General features: G+C 62.2%; 18 protein-coding genes and 1 pseudogene. 2 read left to right on the top strand and 17 right to left on the bottom strand.

Annotation, left to right across the window (positions count from 1 at the left end):
* Positions 1 to 93: 93 nt before the first annotated feature.
* The 15 genes and pseudogenes from ACLFKU_RS05660 to ACLFKU_RS05590 all read right to left on the bottom strand — a co-directional run.
* Positions 94 to 192 (bottom strand): annotated as a pseudogene (locus tag ACLFKU_RS05660) (ATP-binding protein); the annotation flags it as partial.
* 217 nt (positions 193 to 409) lie between these two features.
* Positions 410 to 913, bottom strand: a complete 504-nt coding sequence (locus ACLFKU_RS05655) for a hypothetical protein (protein WP_368581543.1) — start codon at positions 911 to 913, stop codon at positions 410 to 412.
* Positions 914 to 1,287: 374 nt separating this feature from the next.
* The gene (locus ACLFKU_RS05650; RefSeq protein ID WP_410848440.1) at positions 1,288 to 1,830 is read right to left on the bottom strand and encodes a type II secretion system protein; all 543 of its coding nucleotides are present in this window, start codon (positions 1,828 to 1,830) and stop codon (positions 1,288 to 1,290) included.
* Positions 1,831 to 1,883: 53 nt separating this feature from the next.
* Entirely contained in the window at positions 1,884 to 2,273 is a 390-nt protein-coding gene (locus ACLFKU_RS05645) for a type IV pilin protein (protein ID WP_368581541.1), read from the bottom strand.
* A gap of 8 nt (positions 2,274 to 2,281) precedes the next feature.
* On the bottom strand, positions 2,282 to 2,839 hold the full coding sequence (locus ACLFKU_RS05640) for a type II secretion system protein (RefSeq protein WP_176108502.1): 558 nt from the start codon (positions 2,837 to 2,839) through the stop codon (positions 2,282 to 2,284).
* A gap of 3 nt (positions 2,840 to 2,842) precedes the next feature.
* A complete protein-coding gene (locus tag ACLFKU_RS05635) occupies positions 2,843 to 5,137 on the bottom strand; it encodes a secretin N-terminal domain-containing protein (protein ID WP_410848439.1) in 2,295 nt (764 codons plus the stop codon).
* Positions 5,134 to 5,868: a hypothetical protein gene (locus ACLFKU_RS05630; RefSeq protein WP_410848438.1), complete on the bottom strand. Its 735-nt coding sequence runs from the start codon at positions 5,866 to 5,868 to the stop codon at positions 5,134 to 5,136. The genes ACLFKU_RS05635 and ACLFKU_RS05630 overlap by 4 nt, the downstream gene beginning before the upstream one ends.
* Complete coding sequence (locus ACLFKU_RS05625) at positions 5,865 to 6,437, bottom strand: hypothetical protein (RefSeq protein WP_410848437.1); 573 nt, start codon at positions 6,435 to 6,437, stop codon at positions 5,865 to 5,867. The genes ACLFKU_RS05630 and ACLFKU_RS05625 overlap by 4 nt, the downstream gene beginning before the upstream one ends.
* Positions 6,434 to 6,964 carry a PilN domain-containing protein gene (locus tag ACLFKU_RS05620; protein WP_368581537.1) on the bottom strand — a complete coding sequence of 177 codons (531 nt, stop codon included), beginning with the start codon at positions 6,962 to 6,964 and terminating at the stop codon, positions 6,434 to 6,436. The genes ACLFKU_RS05625 and ACLFKU_RS05620 overlap by 4 nt, the downstream gene beginning before the upstream one ends.
* Positions 6,961 to 7,833, bottom strand: coding sequence for a hypothetical protein (locus ACLFKU_RS05615; protein ID WP_410848436.1), 873 nt, complete (start codon positions 7,831 to 7,833; stop codon positions 6,961 to 6,963). The genes ACLFKU_RS05620 and ACLFKU_RS05615 overlap by 4 nt, the downstream gene beginning before the upstream one ends.
* Positions 7,814 to 9,526 carry a GspE/PulE family protein gene (locus tag ACLFKU_RS05610; protein WP_410848435.1) on the bottom strand — a complete coding sequence of 571 codons (1,713 nt, stop codon included), beginning with the start codon at positions 9,524 to 9,526 and terminating at the stop codon, positions 7,814 to 7,816. Before ACLFKU_RS05610 ends, ACLFKU_RS05615 begins: the two co-directional genes overlap by 20 nt.
* Positions 9,527 to 9,546: 20 nt before the next feature.
* Positions 9,547 to 10,746: a type II secretion system F family protein gene (locus tag ACLFKU_RS05605; protein WP_410848434.1), complete on the bottom strand. Its 1,200-nt coding sequence runs from the start codon at positions 10,744 to 10,746 to the stop codon at positions 9,547 to 9,549.
* Positions 10,747 to 10,772: 26 nt separating this feature from the next.
* Positions 10,773 to 11,234, bottom strand: coding sequence for a type II secretion system major pseudopilin GspG (gene gspG, locus ACLFKU_RS05600; protein WP_410848506.1), 462 nt, complete (start codon positions 11,232 to 11,234; stop codon positions 10,773 to 10,775).
* A gap of 157 nt (positions 11,235 to 11,391) precedes the next feature.
* Positions 11,392 to 12,081, bottom strand: a complete 690-nt coding sequence (locus tag ACLFKU_RS05595; protein ID WP_410848433.1) for a response regulator — start codon at positions 12,079 to 12,081, stop codon at positions 11,392 to 11,394.
* Between the two features lie 28 nt (positions 12,082 to 12,109).
* On the bottom strand, positions 12,110 to 12,691 hold the full coding sequence (locus ACLFKU_RS05590) for an SCO family protein (RefSeq protein WP_410848505.1): 582 nt from the start codon (positions 12,689 to 12,691) through the stop codon (positions 12,110 to 12,112).
* Between the two features lie 422 nt (positions 12,692 to 13,113).
* Here ACLFKU_RS05590 and ACLFKU_RS05585 point away from each other — a divergent pair, with 422 nt between their 5' ends.
* Entirely contained in the window at positions 13,114 to 14,265 is a 1,152-nt protein-coding gene (locus ACLFKU_RS05585; RefSeq protein ID WP_410848432.1) for a histidine kinase, read from the top strand.
* Positions 14,266 to 14,298: 33 nt separating this feature from the next.
* Here the strand turns inward: ACLFKU_RS05585 and ACLFKU_RS05580 are convergent, their stop codons facing one another.
* Together ACLFKU_RS05580 and ACLFKU_RS05575 are read right to left on the bottom strand one after the other, a co-directional pair.
* Positions 14,299 to 15,087, bottom strand: coding sequence for a response regulator (locus tag ACLFKU_RS05580; protein ID WP_410848431.1), 789 nt, complete (start codon positions 15,085 to 15,087; stop codon positions 14,299 to 14,301).
* Positions 15,088 to 15,164: 77 nt separating this feature from the next.
* On the bottom strand, positions 15,165 to 15,482 hold the full coding sequence (locus tag ACLFKU_RS05575) for a hypothetical protein (RefSeq protein WP_410848430.1): 318 nt from the start codon (positions 15,480 to 15,482) through the stop codon (positions 15,165 to 15,167).
* Positions 15,483 to 15,675: 193 nt separating this feature from the next.
* Between ACLFKU_RS05575 and ACLFKU_RS05570 the strand changes: the two genes are divergently transcribed.
* On the top strand, positions 15,676 to 16,284 hold the full coding sequence (locus ACLFKU_RS05570; RefSeq protein WP_410842380.1) for a lytic transglycosylase domain-containing protein: 609 nt from the start codon (positions 15,676 to 15,678) through the stop codon (positions 16,282 to 16,284).
* Positions 16,285 to 16,323 lie beyond the last annotated feature (39 nt).

The following is a 16,323-nucleotide window of genomic DNA, read 5'->3' as shown; positions in this document are numbered from 1 at the left end:
CCGCCTGTCTGCCTTTAGGTCCCTGCTTTACCTCGAAACTCAGCCGAGCAATCGATCGTCGACGTGGTGCTTCGGGTGGCCGAAGAAAGAGAGGCGCGTGAAACGCCACTCAGTGCCTTCCGGGTAGGCGGTCTGGTCGTATCCGTTCAGACACGTCGCGACATCCTTCACGTTGCGGATGCCGTAGAACGACTTGAGCTGATGCAGTCGCTGCGAGACCGGCGGCCTGACGCCTCACAGTCTGATTCGCAATTGGAGAACAGAAGGCACTTAAGAAAAGTCGGAGTTCATTGGGCGCTATTAACACTACCTTCAGTCAGATTCGCAGACCCCAATCCAGCCCCCGCTTTTGGCACAGTCCCGTTTCTTCACGCGTATGCCCTTGATTAACAACAGTGTCTAGCGGCGGCTATTGCCCACACACGGGGTTGGCGGTCACGGTGTCCGAAATCGGCGTCATAGTGGGCGGAACATAATAGATATAGGCACTGGCGACGCAGGCCGGCTGCCCGTCGGTTGTAACGGAACACGTGTTTCGGATGCTATTGCCGGACGCATCGGTTGCCGTGAATGCAGGGTCCGGAACCAGGTTGTCATAAGGCTGCAGTTTGTAGTTCTGGCGCAGGTCCCACAGGATGGTGTGCCAGGACTGATAGGTCTGGCTGTGATAGCCGCCGCCGCGCCCCGAACTGCCGCAGCGGGTCCACGCGTACACCTCGCCACGGATATACCCGTTCTCGTCGAATCCCGTGACATAGCTGGTCACATTCACGCCGCCACACGAGACCCCAAGCAGCGTTGGGTATCCTGGCGGCAACGGCAGGGTGGTCGGGAATGCCGGCGGCAACGGCAGGGTGACCTGAGCCTGCACAGCGGCACTCGCCAACAGTCCCAGCAAACCAATCATCTTCATGTCGTGTCTCCCGGCTGGTCGAACTGTCGTGACAGGTGGCTCGAACTGACGCATGGAGCCTCCTCGGGACTTGTGTCCGAGGAACTGACGGTGCTTTGCGGATATCCAATAGGGAATTCGAGAGCCGGTCGTGGCATGTTTACCACCTGTTCTGTCCTTGTTATAGGCGAATTCAGGTAATGCTACGAAAAACTTGGCGCGTTGCGCCTAGGGCCGGCGCATTAAAACTGGCGATGGTTGCCGTTGTAACGCAGGCGTCGGACATTGTTTGCAGCGCATGTCCGTGACACCGATATCTACATCGTGAACGATGGACGGGAGCAATCGTCTGTATGATGATTTCCATCTTCCGCTGCAACTGGGCCACTGTCTGTTCAGCGCAAGCCGCCCATGCTGCGCCCATTGAAAGTGGGCAACGAGCCGTTCAGAGGATCGAAGGAGGTTGGCGGCTTCGACGGCGCGCTCAGCGTGTTCGTGTTCGTGTAGTTACGCACGACCGGCGGCAAATAGAAGAACTGCCAGCCGCCATAGGTCTTCTGATTTTCGAAGTCCTGATAGAGAAGCGGAAAACCAGCGTGTTTGATCGGCAAGTCGGTGGAACTGCTATACACGCCGTATATACGCGCGCCCTGTTGCATCAAAACCCAATCGTTCTTACCCGTCACCGGATCCGGATAGGCGCGGCGCAAATGATGCAGCGGCGCCGGAAAACGCGAGTCGTCGAGCAGTTCGTCGATCGACGCCGGCAGCGCCCTTCCAGCGCGGTAGTAGCGAAGAATCGCGAGCCGGTACTGATTGCCTACGAACAGCAGTTGCCGCTCCCGTTCGCGCTGCCGCTCAAGCGACCACACGTCGAGCGCGCCCATCAATGCGATCGACATCAGCATCAGCGCAATCAGGAGCGCCAGCAGAACCATTCCATTTTCGCGAGTGACAGGGTGACGTCGGATTGCCCGCGGGCTCACATCGCTCATTGCGCCGCTCCCGCCCGATCTTTCGGCATCCCCTGCGGACTGCTCGCCGGCATGACGTCGTAGACACCCGTCTTGCTCTCGTCAGGCGATGCCACCGCCGCCCATTTATCGTCACCGTTGATGGGGTCCACCGGAATTGCGCGCAGATAGTGCCTTGTCACCAGATCGTCGAGCGTGTCCGGGTATTGGCCGTTGTCGCCATAGTATTTGTCGATGGCGTCCCGCATCACTGCCAGGTTCTGTTGACGCACCTGCTCCTTGCCGCGCTCGATACTGTGCATGTAACGGGGCAATGCAACCGTCAGCAACAGACCGATGATCGCCATGACGACCACCAGTTCGATCAATGTGAAGCCTCTGGCTTTACGCGCGCGCACGGTTGTCATGATGCGGCTCACCACTGTTTGTATGGAATGCCGTTGATGCCGACCCGATCGGATTTCGATGTCACGTCGAACACGTCCTTACCGGCGCGCGAATTGCCGGCGGAGCCGTTGTCCGCGTCACCGCCCTCACCTGGATTCGGTGCCTCGCCGAAGGCGCGCACGTTCCACGTGTCCTCGGCCGCAATATCCGCGTCCCCGGTAAAGAACGGATCGCGGGGCACGCGGCGAAGAAACATCAGCAAGCCGCCTTTGGGATCTTTCGCATTCTTCACGCCCGTCACCATCACGGTCAGCGAGGGCGGATAGCCGGATGCATCCGCCTCCCGCTCGATCAGGCCGGTGTCGCTCGCTTCCTTGTAAGCGTCCAGTGCGGTGCGAATCTCACGCAGCGCCGCGCTCAGTTGCTGCTCCTTCTGACGCTGCACGATCAGTTCCGAGAACGGCATGATCGCGAGCGCCAGGATGCCGACAAGCGCCAGCGTAATCACCAGCTCGATCAGCGTGAAACCGCGCTGGCGAGCGCCCGACCGGCCACGCGAAGCCAATGCGTCCGCCTGCGCTTTCATGGCTCAGTAACCACCGTTCTGAATCGGACGCAGCGGGTTGTCGCTCGGCATATCCCCTGGCGGCATCACGACGTTCCCCGGCGGAAAGGCGGGCGGCGGAGCCGGCGCTTGAGCGGGTGCAGGAGCGGCCGCGGGGGCCTGAGCCTGAGCCGGAGCCGGAGCCTGAGTGCCTGGCTGTGCCGCATTCGCGTCTGGGGACGCAGCGCTCTCAGCCCCGCTCTGCTCCGCTCCCGGAACCGCCACAGGGCCCGGCGGCGCCGCTGGCACGCTCGGCAGTGTCGAGAAACGGCCACCGTAGGGCGCGGGCGGAGGCGTGGTGCGCGGCGCCGGCGGCAGTTGGCCGAACGAACTGGTCGGCGGCACCGTGCCGGAACCCTGCGCAGCGGCTTGGGAATCGCGTGACGCCCCTGTCGTGCCGCCTCCGACACTGCCGGGCGCACGCACCGCGGGGACCGGCACCTGTTGAGCCGCCTCGGCGCCCACCGGATCGAGCCGCAACTGCTCCGCATGCACATTCACGTCGGTCCCCGACCACAGCTCTTGCGTATCGGCGTCGGCGGATTGCTGCGGACGCACGATATGCGGCGTAATCTGCAGCACGATTTCCGTCTTCAAGTGGTCGCCGTTGTGATTCGAGAACAGGCGCCCGAGCACGGGCAACTGTCCGAGCCCCGGCACTTTGTCGGCGGTCACGCGGTCCTCATCCTGAATCAGGCCGCCGAGAATCTGGCTCTCGCCATCGCGCACCCGCAGACTCGTCGACGCACTGCGCGTGCCGATCTGATAGGCGAGCGAAGTGAGCCCCGTTGACGAGTTACTGCTGGAAATCGTCTTGGTGATGTTGCTGACTTCGAGGTTCAGCTTCATGCCCACGTCGCCGTCACGGTAGACCTGTGGCTCGACCTCGAGCTTGATGCCGACATCGAGGTACTGAATGGTCTGTGCGTAAGACGGCCCGCTCGTGCTCGGCGTGCTCGAACTCGAAATCACCGGTACCTTGTCGCCGATCAGAATCCGCGCCTTTTCCTTGTTGCGTGCGCGGATGCGCGGACTCGCCAGCAGGTTGGCATCGACGTCGCTGAGCTTGAAGTTCGCTGTGGCCGACAGACCGCTGACGTTATATGCATTGAGCGGCAAATGACGCAACGCGCCCCACGTGTCCACGGTAGACGGCGTCGACATCGTAAATGTATTAGGCCACTCGATACCGAGGTCGGTCAGCCGGTCGTGGGACACCTCCAGAACCTTCACTTCCAGCATCACCTCGGGCTCCGGCAGATCCTGCGCCGCGATCATTTCCTCGGCGACGCGAATCGTATCCGGCGTGCCCCGGATCGTGACGGTATTGGCGCGCTCGTCGACGACGACCTCCTTGATCTTCAACAGGCTTTTCAATAGCGACTGGACCTGCTTGGCTTCGACGTTCGACAACTGGAATGTGCGCACTTTCAGCTCCTGGTATTCGAGCTGCTTCGCAGCGGTAGCCGGGTAGATGAAAAGCGTGTTCGCGTTGAGCTGTTTCTTGTCGAGCTGGTTCTGCATCAGGATCATGTTGACCGTGTCCTGCAGCGACGCGTTGGTCACGAAGATCGTGGTCTTCAGATCGGCACGCACGTCCCGATCGAAGATCACGTTCAAGCCCGAGGTCCTCGACAACGCTTCAAACACCATCCGCACATTCGCGTCGCGGAACTGCAGCGTCACCGGTGTGCGCATGATCGACGAAGCCGCAATGTCCTCATCTTTCGCAGCACGTTGCTGCTGCCGTTTTTCGTCGATCTCCTTCGCCATCTGCAGCGCCATCGCATTGGTTGGATTCTGGGCCAGCACGCGGTGAATGCGTTCGGAAGCCAACGTATATGAACCTCGCTGCATCATCCGGTCGGCCTCCTGCAGCGAGACCAGATCGCGGCGATCCCGATCGATCGCTGCGCCGATATTGCGCCCTCGTTCGCTGTTCGGATCGAGCCGGCTGGCCGCGTAGAGCTTCTGGATCGCCAGATCGAATTGATAGCTCTGACGCAACTGGTCGGCTTCGTCGAGCAGCGCATTGACCTTATGATCGCGGTCGCGCAGATAGTTGAGCTGCAACTCGGCGTTGGTCGGATCGCTCTCACGGGTCGGCGGATGAATGCAGCCGCTGAAGGCAAGCATGGTTGCGATGCTCAGCAACGCGAGCCGCCCCGCGGCCCAATTGACGGTGGGACGCTGGTCGCGAGGCGATCTGGCAGCGGACAGATGTTTCCACGAGCCGCTGTCACCGTGGCGGCTTTCACCCCGGTCGCGTGCGGTTTTCATTTATTGTCCTTCGCTTGCGTGGTTAGTACCTGTCTCTCATTGAGAGGCAGATAAGTCAGCACGACGCCACTCTCCGAAATCGACTCGATGCGATACTGCCCGTCGATGACTTCACCCGGCGAAACGATCAGCAGGCGATCGCCGTTGCTGAGGAAAACCTGGGGTTTCGCGGCTTTGGCGTCGAGTTCGCCGAGATAGGTAAACGGCACGGGCGGCGCGGTGGGCGGCGCAACGGGCTCCGGTGGCGCGGGGGCGACGACCACGGGCGGCGGTGGCGGCAGCCACGACGACGCGGCGAACGGATTGTTCGCGGATTCAAGCGAGAGCGGCGTACGCAGCGCGCGGAGTTTGTCGCGCGCTGTCGCTGCTGATTTCGCTGACCCGGTCGTTTTGACAGGAGTCGGCGAACTTGCTGAAATTGCTGAACTCGCGGCGTTTGTCGCATTCGTCATGCTTGCCGGATTCGCTGCGTTCACCGGGCTCGCCACACTCGCGACATTCGGTGCACTTGCCACGACCGGCGCAGCAGCCGGCACCGCACCGGCCGCACGCGCCGCCCCGTCGCGATGCAAGGCGACCATCCGCAGCGCAGCCCCGCTGCGAAGCGCGCCTGTCATCGCAGTCACGACCGTCGGCGTGCACAGCACGGCTTTCAGCTCACGCAAAGACATCCCTACCGCAGCGATCGCGCAGACCATCAGCAACACGCGGCCGACGAGATCGGGCTTCATGGCTGCGCTGCCCGATAGACGAGTTCAAAGCGCACCCGCGCATCCAGTACGTTGCCATCTACCGCGGGGCGTTCGACATGGATCTCGCGCAACGCCGCGTTCGGTACGTTATTGAGCACCGACGCCAGAAAACGCCGGATCGCACCATACTGATCCTTGACCGGCAGCAGCATCTGATAGCGCACAAAATGCGCGCTTGAATCGTTGGTCACGAGATACTCGGCCGAGCCGAGCGTCAGGTTGCTGTCGTGCGCCTGGGCGAGGATCGTCGCAATATCGTCGGCGCTCTGCGCGAAACCCGGGAACAGTTCGGGTAACGCATGAAGTGAAACCGCGTCGACAACCGCCGCACGCTCGGCGCCGGCATGACGCGCCCTGGCGGGGTGCGCAAGACGCTCGGAGTCGCGCAGCTCGTGCGAATCGACGTTTGCGTCGACTCGCATAGCCGCTACGGCGACCACCGCCGCCGCCCCCAGCAGCAATGCGCCGAGCAAGCCCGGCAGTCCGAGCGTGCGCCGCAGCTCGAAACGCCACGTGAGCAACCTGTCCTCCATCTGAGCGCCGTTCATGACTTTCTCCAGACGGCGGTAATCTGAAAGCGCACCGGCGTGCCAGGCACATTGGTTTCGATAACGTGATCGTTGAGCACGGCTTCGCGCAGCAGCACACTGCCCTGCAGATACCGGAGGTACGCGATCATTGCGTCGAAGTTCTTCGCTTCCGCGGTGATACGGATCTGGCTTTGCGCAGGACTCTGATCGATGCCTATCAGCGCGACGTCGTGGTCCGGATAGTCCTCGACGATCGACAGCAGGTCCTGCCACGGCACGGTCAACTCGCGCAACACCGCGAGGCTCTGGTTTTCCGCGAGCCGCGTGGCAGGCGTTGGCGGCGTCTTCGCGGAGTGCGATTCTGCAAACAGCCGGTGCCGCTGCGCGTCCTGTTGCGCCTGCGCGCGGTCGCTTTCGTCGTAGGCGTGCCAGAGCCGTTCACCACTCACCAGCAACAACAGGCTGGCGACACACAGCAGCACCATCCCCGCGGGAGCGCCCTGCAAGCGGCGGCGGCCAAAATCGATGTGAAGGCGGGGCATCATCGCGCGGCCTCCATCAAACGATACGCGACCGGCTTGTCCATCGCCGGTTGCGCGACGCTCTGCGTCGCGCAAAAGCGCCCCTCGAATGGCGCAGGATCCAATTCGGCGCCGCACAGACATATTCTGCATTCTTCGCGTTTCCCGCTCGTTCGTCCGGCGAGACGCTCGAACGACTGTTCGGCGCGGGCGGCGATCCGCTCGGCGTCGCTAGCGTCGCCGGGAAAAATACGCTGCGAGTCATAGGCGACCCAACGGTTTTCCTCGAACAGCACAGCCTGCATCAGCGTGTCCGCGACGAACAACAGCAGCGCCGTGCCGGCGCCGGCGGCGGCGTCCTGCACGCGATTGAGCAATTCTGGCAGACATAGCTTGAGAGACCGGACGTCGACGCCCGCCGCCATCCCCACATCGTGGATGCCGTCGTGCAGCGTGCAAGCGATGGCACTCGCGAAGACCGCATGGCCCCCGCGCTGCACCGAAAAGCGCACCTGCACGGACTCGGCCTCGATGCCATACAGATCAGAGAAGTGAGCGAGCACGATCTGGTTGGTTTCGCTTGCGCTCAGTGTGCGGAAGTCGCCGCGCAAGATGGCGTGGCTCGCCCAGAAATCGTCCAGCATGATGTGCGCCTGGCGTTTGACCAATATCGTGCGCGCCGTCTGCCCGGCGTCCGCGGCTAATGCAATGTTCAACGCGTCGAGTACGCCTCTCTCGGTGAAGCACTGCTCATCGGGAATGGCAACGCTCGTGGGTTCCGCAAGCGCTGCGGCATGACGGCGCGCAACCCTCCAGCGCGGCGCCGTCGCCGCCATGACCAGTTCGCGTGTACCGACGCCGATGGCGAGCGGACTATTCAACCATGGTGACACGGTTGATCTCCTCGAGTGTGGTTTCGCCCTGCTTCACGAGCGAGAGCGCGGCCGTGCGCATGGTCTGCATCCCATAGCGCAGTGCGGCTGCCTTGATGTGCCCAAGTGGCGCGCGCTCCGATAACAATTGCCGCAACTCGTCGTTCATGCGCAGCGTTTCCGCGACAGCGCGCCGCCCGCGATAGCCGCTGCCACGGCAAGCCGCGCAGCCAGCGCCGTGGCGAAAGCGGTAGCTGCCCACGTTGTCCGGATCGATGCCGGAACGGGCCAATGTGTCTCGATCGACCGTGTCGTCCACCACGCAGTCGGCACAGCACTGGCGCAACAACCGCTGCGCAATCACGCCATTCAGGGCCGACACGAAGCTGTACGGATCGACGTCCATGTTCGTGAAGCGGCCTATCACGTCGAACACGTTGTTCGCGTGCACCGTCGTGAACACCTGGTGTCCGGTCAACGCCGCCTGCACGGCGATTTGCGCGGTTTCCGGATCGCGGATTTCACCGACCATGATCTTGTCCGGATCGTGCCGCAGGATCGATCGCAGTCCGCGGGCGAACGTCAGTCCCTTCGCTTCATTCACCGGTATCTGTAGGATGTCCCCCAGTTGATATTCGACTGGGTCCTCGATCGTGACGATCTTTTCCAGGCCGTCGTTGATCTCGGTGAGAATCGCGTACAACGTCGTCGTTTTGCCGCTGCCCGTCGGCCCCGTCACCAGCAGCATTCCGTAGGGCATGGACGCCACCGAGCGCATGAAGCGCGTGTCTTCGCTACGAAATCCCAGTGTTTCGAGTGTCAATCCGCCCGGCGCCTGCGAAAGCTGATAACGGTCGAGAATGCGCAGGACCGCATCTTCGCCGAACTGGTTCGGCATGATCGACACGCGAAAGTCGATTTCGCGGCCCGCGTACACCGCCTTGAAGCGACCGTCCTGTGGCACGCGGCGCTCTGCGATGTCGAGTTCGGAGATGACCTTCACGCGCGACAGCACCTGGTCCGCGACATCGCGTCCCTCGGCACGGCCGACCACGGTCAGCACGCCATCCACCCGGCACTTGATCTTCAGCCCGTTTGCACGGCATTCGAGATGGATGTCGCTCGCCATCATCTTCAACGCGTCGTAGATGGTGGAGTTGAGCAGACGCACCACGGCGCTGTCGTCGCTGCTGATGCCCTGCAACGTCAGCGCGAGCGAAGCGGGATCGGCGGTGTGCTGCACCTCATCGTCGAGGGCGAGCGAATCCATCGCGCGCACGTCTTTTTCGCGCATGGCGAGCCACGCGGTGAGGTCACCGACGCTCGCCAGCGCCCAGCTGTACCGCGAAGTGGGCCGCGCACGCATCCGGTGCTCCATCACGCCGCGCGTGCGGGCGTCGAGCGGATCGGCGATCACGAACAGCAGCGCGCCGTTCTGATCCGGCTCGCGAAAGCACACGCACAGCCGGGTGGTGGCTTCGACGAACGGCAGTACCTCGAAATCCGCTTCCAGCCGGTTCAATTCCTGCATGCCGATCGACTTCATGCGGAACTGCCCGGCGAGCCGAACCACCATTTCGTCGGCGCTTAGCGACGCCTGCACCATCAACTCTTCCAGTGCGCGAATGCCCGAGCCGTGCGTGTCGCTGAGCGCGCGCAGCGCGTCACGCAATTCAACGCCCTGAGATTGCGGTGCCTCGCTGATCGTATCCATGCGTTTCCCCTCGACACGGCCTACTGGATGCTCGACGCAATTTCAAAGATCGGCATGTACATCAACACGACAATCCCTCCGATCACCGCGCCGATGAAAATCATCATCGCCGGCTCGATCAGTCGCGAAATCAGATCGATCGTGCGCGACACTTGCGCTTCCTGGAATGCGGCGATTCTGTCGAGAACAGGACCCAGGCCACCGGTCTTCTCAGCGACGGTCAGCAAGCGATAGGTAATCGCGTTGGCGAGACCCGCTTGCTGGAACGCGTCGGAGATCCTCGCGCCATTGCGTACCTGCTGCATGGCACTTTCCACGGCCGTCTGATCGGCCCGGCTCACCAGTCCACTGGCGAGTGTGAAGGCACGCGTGGCGGGAATGCCGCCTTCGACCAGCATCGCTGTAGTGCGAAAAAACTGCGACTGGCGAAACACACGGAAGTGCAGACCAATCCCCGGCAATGCGAGCAGGCGATCCGCGATCCAGTTGCGCGCCGCGACCCGGCGCAGCGCGACGCCGACCGTCACCGCCACCACGGCGAGGCCCACAGTGATGGCCATTCCGTGGGCATGCACCATGCCGCCCCAGGCCATCAGCAACTGTGAGAGCAGCGGCAGCTCGCGTCCACTATGCTCGAGCAGGGTCGCAAAGCGCGGCACGACGAAACCCAGCAGAAACAGCACGACGGCCGCGCCTACGAGCAGTAGCACGGATGGATAGATCGCGGCCGACACGACGCGGCCGCGCAGTTCGTGAAGCAGCGCACTGTTGCGTGAATAGCGCGTCAGACTGTCGGCAAGACCGCCGGTCTGTTCACTGGCTTTCACGCACGCCACGAGGATAGGGGGAAACACGCGGCTAGCATGCTCGAGCGCCGCGGACAGCGAGTGCCCTTCTTCGAGCTGCCGCAGCAGATCGCCATAGATCTCCGCCGACGCCTCGCGGCGCTCATTGCCGCGTAGCGTGCGCAATGCGTCGATCACGCCGACGCCGGCATCGAGCAATGCCGCGAGTTCGCGCGCGAATAGCTCGACGTTGAATTTCGCGCCCGGCATTGCGCTCCAGCCAGACCGGCGCTGACCTCGCGCTTGCGCGCGTACCGACACCACGCGCAATCCCCTTGCGCGCGCGAGCGCTATCGCTGCTGCGGACGAATCGCAGTCGACGCGAAGCGTCTGCACTGAACCGCTGGTATCGAAGCCGCGCAGCAGGTACTTCACGTCGATTCTCCTCGCTGAGAGCCGCACTACCAGGACGTGACGTTCGTGTTCTCACCGGTGCCGCCCACCTTGCCGTCCTTACCAAGCGAGTACAGGTCGTAGTCGCCATGCTCGCCGGGCGAGCGGTAATGGTAGGGGCGACCCCACGGATCCGGCGGCACCGCTTTCTGCAGATACGGGCCACTCCAGTTCGTTGCGTCCTGAGGTTTGGTCATCAGAGCCTGAAGGCCTTCCTCGGTCGTCGGATAGACGCCCATGTCGAGCCTGTATTGATCGAGCGCCTTGCTCAACGAGTCGATCTGGGCCCGCGCGATCTTGGTGTTCGACTTGCCAACCTGTTCGAAATAGCGCGGCGCGACCAGCCCCGCGAGCAAGCCGATGATGACCATGACCACGAGCAGTTCGAGCAGCGTGAAACCGCCGTTGCGCCGACGTGCATCGCCAATGCCTGGAGGGAACGTCACGCTGCTGCGGATGGCGGCCCTGATCGGGAAAGATTCGTTGCGCACGGTGCCCCCTTTCTGTCGACCCACCGGCCCGATAACACCAGAGCCGTTTTACTCATTCTTGTTCAGGTGGACAGCGGCAAGAAGTAGGGAGACCAGACCAAAGGGATGGGTAAAGACCCTCCAGTTCCCGCGTCGTTCACAGGAAGCGATCGAGCGCGCGCGCCGGTTTCGACAACGGCAGCACACCCATGTCGAGCGCGATCAGCACGAGGCCGGTGACGTTCGTCACGTCGAGCTTGCGCATCAGGCTCGCGCGGTGCTTTTCGATGGTCTTCGGGCTGAGTTGCAGATACTCGCCGACCTGCCGATTGGTGCAGCCTTCCGCGACAAGCCTCAGCACCGCGCGTTCGCGAGCGGTCAAGGTGTGCCATAGCTGCGCATGGCGCGAAACGCCTGGCAGCGGATCGCACGATACGCCGTTCCCGGCATGCTGTTCGAACGCGGGGTTGCGTTTGCCCTCCATCACGAGGCGCATTTCGCCGACGAGTTCTTCGAACGAGGCGTCCTTGATCACGTAGCCATCGGCGCCCGCCGCGAACGCCTCCTGCACGTGTTCGTCGCTGCTGTGGATCGTCAGCGCGATGATCCGCACCTGCGGGATCCGATACTTGATCACGGTAATGGCCTCGATGCCGCTCATGCCTGGCATCGAGAGATCCATCAGGATCAGATCGGGCCGGATGGCCCAGGCGAGACTGCACGCCTTGATACCGTCGGTCGCCTCGCCCGCGACGGTGTAGTCAGGCAGGGAGGACACCATCGTACGGAGACCGCCGCGCAACAGATGCTGATCCTCGGCGATCAGTACGTGATAAGTCGTCGCCACTTTGCTCGCTCCTGGCGGCCCGCCATGACTAGTTCGAGGCGACGACGTCGTGGTAAGCACTCAGCAGTTCGGCCGGCGTTGCGAGACCGTCCAGACGCAGCCACGGCTGGCCGGGTGCCGCGCGGAAAAAGACTACGGCGGTGTGATTCATCTTGTCGCCACGATAGACGTTGAACGCGCGTTGAGCCGCGATACTAGCCTCGACGGTGCCGGTGTAGTGCTGCCACTCGGGGCCGGCATCGAAGCGGGCGGCGTAGGCCTTCAGGCGGGCTGTCGTGTCCTCTTCGGGATCGATCGAGATCGACACGAGATGAACCTTGTCACGGTCGGCGCCGAGCCTCGCTTGCAATTCCTCGAAGGTTTGACTGACCATTGGGCATATCGTCGTGCAACTCGTGTAGATGAACGTCAGGATGACCGGACGGCCGTCGTTCAGCTCGTCGGGGAGCGAAACAGCTTTGCCGTCGTCGCGAACCAGCGTCACCGCGGGCAGTGTGTATTGCACAGTCGAGCGCACCGTGCCCGTGGTCATGTCATGGTGGTGATGCATGTGCATCGCGGTGTCGTGGGCCATCTCATGGGCCATCTTCCCGGCAGGCGCCGGCTGCATGTCCGTCGCCTGATGATGTTGCACCTCGATCGCGGCGCCATCGGCGACGTCTTCGGCAGTCGCGGCCACCGCGCCGACGCCTGTCACCCCTGCGCCGGTCAGCACGAGCGCGCCGATCATCCATGTGCGGTTCGTCTTCATGGGGTCTCCTGAGACAATGGAATGGCAATGGCGCGATAAGAAGCACAGCGACGCGCCCGGCCGTTCAATTCAGTCTCATGAAATCGCCCGCGCACGTCATTGGATAAAGTCCCCCAAAACGCGGTAGGGTACGTCTACCAGCGGTAACATCCACCCCGCATAAAGCGGAGTGTCCCCCGCGTGACGTGCGTAGTTGTCCCGTTGGCAGAGCGACGTGCGCGGACCTACAATTCATAACCAATGCTTAAGGTTTCCTTAAGCAAACTCGCTGGGGAGATCCCATGCAGGCACCTCCGCCCGCTGCACGGCAACTGAGGTTGCGCGACCTTGTCGATGCGATGCGCAAGCTTGGGATCGCGGCGCGACTCGACGAAACGCGACTGGACAACGTCACTGACGCGCGCGGCGCCGCGCTTGCGATCCTGTCGGCGCATGGCGCGTTCCTGTCGGTGAACCGCAGCGCCGCAGCGTTGCTCGGATACGCGAACGGCGAACTCGTCGGCCGCTCGCTGCTTGACATGGCGCCCGAGGGCGAACGCGCATCGCTCGCCGCCCAGCTATCGGTCGATCCCGCTCACGACTTTGCTCCGATCACCACGATGCTGACCTTGCGCAATGGCCGTCCCACCTTGCTGTTACTGCACCGCCAACCGATCGCGTCCGACGAGGCGCAGCAGAGACCGCCCGATGGGCAAGCCGCGCAACTGATGCTCTTCGAGGAACCCCTTGCAGCCGATGCCTCGCTTGCGCCTGGCGTCCATCTCCCCAAAGCGGCGGCCCGCGATCGGCTGAAGTATCTGATGATCGGTCAGCAACGCGAGCGTCAACGCCTCGCCGCCGAACTGCACGACGGTCTAGGCCAGGCGCTCACGCTGATCAAGCTGATGGTCGAGGACTCGCGCATGCGCCTGCGTCACGGACAAGCCGAAGACGCCGCGCAAAAGCTCGACGCCACCGTCCTGCAAATCCGCGAGGCGATCGGCGAGATGCGACAGATATGCGGCGAACTTCGTCCGCTAGCACTCGACCGGCTGGGTCTCGCCGTCGCGTTGAGCACGCTGTGCCGGCGCGTCGAGCGCAGTGCCGAAGGCCTGGCGGTGAACTTCCGCTGCGACGTCGACGACCGCGATGTGCCCGACTACCTGAAGGCGGACATTTTCCGCCTCGCTCAGCAAGCGCTCAATAACATCGTCAAACACGCAGCGGCAACCGAGATCCGGCTCACCCTGCAACGGATCGACACCGGTCTGCTGCTCACCGTTCAGGACAACGGCACCGGCTACGATACGCGCCCCCTGTCACCTGAGGACATTGGTTCGATGGGCCTCGGCCTCGCCGGCATGCAACACCGTGTCGAATCGCAGGGTGGCTTTCTCTCGATCCACTCTTCCGACGCCATCGGCACACTCGTATCGGCGAGTTGGACGCTTTGACGGACACCGCCGGCTCACCCCCGCGCGCTGCCCTCATCCGGCTGCTGGTCCACTGAGCCTCGACGCTGGCAGTTCCTCGACATCGCCGGGTGCCGCTGGCGGCTCCGGATGCGCAACCGGCGGCTGGACTGGCTTGTCGGAATCGCGTTCCGCGCATTTGGTCGCGAGCGAAGTAGACAGCCCCATGCTGATCGCGACCAGCACGAGTTCCGTCAGATTCTCGATGGCGAGCTTGTGCATCACGCTCGCCCGATACTTCTCGATCGTCTTCGGGCTGAGGTTCAGATACTCTCCGACCTGCCGGTTGGTACGCCCTTCAGCAATCAGCTTCAGCACACTGCGCTCGCGCGCCGTGAGAATGTCCCACGCGTTCTTCGGCGCCACTGCTTCGCGGCCGGTAATGAAAGAGTCGACCATGTAGCCGTACACATCGGCGCTCAGATGCTTTTTTCCCTGCATCACCGCGCGCATCGCAACAATCAGTTCGTCGAACGAAACATCTTTCAGCACATAACCGTCGACGCCCGCACGCAGCGCTTCACGCACGTACTCTTCGTTTTGATGCACGGTGAGCGCCAGGATACGCACGTGAGGCGAACGGCGCTTGATCGCCGCGCTCGCGTCGATGCCGTTCATGCCGCGCATCGACAGATCCATCAGGATCAGATCAGGATTGAGCGCCATGGCGAACTGGCAGGCTTGCTTGCCGTCCGTCGCCTCTCCGACAACAGGAAATTCGCCTTGTGCTGACAGCATCGAGCACAATCCGTTTCGCAGCAGATCATGATCCTCGCTGACCAGGACGCGATATTTGGTATTCACGATCCCCACTCCCTCGTTAGAGCATGGACGGTTGATTCATCAACCGTAAGCGCCTGTGGCAGGACGATTTTCTTCTTTCAAATATTTCTTTCTGATTCCTTGGATATTTCTTTCCAATAAATTAACCTATCCTTACTTTGACTTAACATATTTTTTGACCACATCCGATTGCCCGCGCGGCCTTGCTGTGCAAGGTTCGCGCCATCTGGCTCAGGACCTTTTCCAGAGTCGGGAAGCACGCCGCAACCTTTAGTTTGATTAACTAAGTTGGCGAAAAACGTTTCAAAACAGATACGTTCGACGGAAAAACTGATTTTGGTAAAAATAGGAATAAAGTGCGTCCTTCCTGTGTTTCGCGAATGCGAGGTAGTACAAACTACGCCATCCGCCCCCATCGGAACTATTTTCCTTCCGTGAGGCGAATGACAAACAATAGCCAAGCCTGACGGATCTCACGATTCGTTACAGATGTAACATTCCTGCAAATCAGTAAATACCCTCCTCGGCGCACCTCCAAAAGTAGGAGGGTGCCCCATTGCTCAGGTCCTTTTGCGCGACTCACAATGTCGACGCGGAGGGATGTCGAACATGCGCAAGCGCTCTTCTTTGCTGTCGGCGAGTACGCTTCGGGCGGTCACGATGACCCTCGGCATGACATCAACTGGGCTCGCGCATGCGGACATCTTTGGCGCGGTCGACAGCCAAGGTGCGATCGTCCTAACCAATACACCGGGCACGGCGGGACTGCGCGTGATCGTCGCGGGGGACCCGCCGCCCGAGCGAAGTGCGAAACGTACAAACAGCACATTCAGCGCCGTGATCGAAGAAGCAAGCCGCACCTTTCGCGTGGCGCCCGAACTGCTGCGCGCGGTGATCGACGTCGAGTCGCGCTACAACCCGAATGCGGTATCGGACAAAGGTGCCCAAGGTCTCATGCAGTTGATGCCCGACACCGCGCGGCGCTTTTCGGGCGGCAACATGTTCAATCCGCGCGACAACGTGCTGGCAGGCGCGCGCTATCTACGCTTCCTGCTCGATCTCTTCCAGGACGACATGGAACTTGCGCTGGCCGCGTACAACGCGGGCGAGAACGCCGTGATTCGGGCCGGCTATCGCATCCCTTCGATCCCCGAGACGCGTCAGTACGTGCCGCGCGTGCTGGACCGCTACCGGAGTCTGCTGACGGTCAGCGGCTGATGCGCGCCGGCGGCGCTGTCATGCCGCCCTGCCCGGCTG

This window comes from Paraburkholderia sp. EG304 (genome assembly GCF_046543485.1).
GTDB lineage: Bacteria > Pseudomonadota > Gammaproteobacteria > Burkholderiales > Burkholderiaceae > Paraburkholderia > Paraburkholderia youngii.
This window is presented reverse-complemented; position numbering and strand designations above follow the sequence as displayed.

What these genes read in the sequence shown, in the direction of transcription:
- ACLFKU_RS05655 (WP_368581543.1), bottom strand. Translation starts at nt 913, where the DNA reads ATGAAGATGATTGGTTTGCTGGGACTGTTGGCGAGTGCCGCTGTGCAG.
- ACLFKU_RS05650 (WP_410848440.1), bottom strand. Translation starts at nt 1,830, where the DNA reads ATGGTTCTGCTGGCGCTCCTGATTGCGCTGATGCTGATGTCGATCGCA.
- ACLFKU_RS05645 (WP_368581541.1), bottom strand. Translation starts at nt 2,273, where the DNA reads ATGACAACCGTGCGCGCGCGTAAAGCCAGAGGCTTCACATTGATCGAA.
- ACLFKU_RS05640 (WP_176108502.1), bottom strand. Translation starts at nt 2,839, where the DNA reads ATGAAAGCGCAGGCGGACGCATTGGCTTCGCGTGGCCGGTCGGGCGCT.
- ACLFKU_RS05635 (WP_410848439.1), bottom strand. Translation starts at nt 5,137, where the DNA reads ATGAAAACCGCACGCGACCGGGGTGAAAGCCGCCACGGTGACAGCGGC.
- ACLFKU_RS05630 (WP_410848438.1), bottom strand. Translation starts at nt 5,868, where the DNA reads ATGAAGCCCGATCTCGTCGGCCGCGTGTTGCTGATGGTCTGCGCGATC.
- ACLFKU_RS05625 (WP_410848437.1), bottom strand. Translation starts at nt 6,437, where the DNA reads ATGAACGGCGCTCAGATGGAGGACAGGTTGCTCACGTGGCGTTTCGAG.
- ACLFKU_RS05620 (WP_368581537.1), bottom strand. Translation starts at nt 6,964, where the DNA reads ATGATGCCCCGCCTTCACATCGATTTTGGCCGCCGCCGCTTGCAGGGC.
- ACLFKU_RS05610 (WP_410848435.1), bottom strand. Translation starts at nt 9,526, where the DNA reads ATGGATACGATCAGCGAGGCACCGCAATCTCAGGGCGTTGAATTGCGT.
- ACLFKU_RS05590 (WP_410848505.1), bottom strand. Translation starts at nt 12,691, where the DNA reads ATGCAGCCGGCGCCTGCCGGGAAGATGGCCCATGAGATGGCCCACGAC.
- ACLFKU_RS05585 (WP_410848432.1), top strand. Translation starts at nt 13,114, where the DNA reads ATGCAGGCACCTCCGCCCGCTGCACGGCAACTGAGGTTGCGCGACCTT.
- ACLFKU_RS05575 (WP_410848430.1), bottom strand. Translation starts at nt 15,482, where the DNA reads ATGGGGGCGGATGGCGTAGTTTGTACTACCTCGCATTCGCGAAACACA.
- ACLFKU_RS05570 (WP_410842380.1), top strand. Translation starts at nt 15,676, where the DNA reads ATGCGCAAGCGCTCTTCTTTGCTGTCGGCGAGTACGCTTCGGGCGGTC.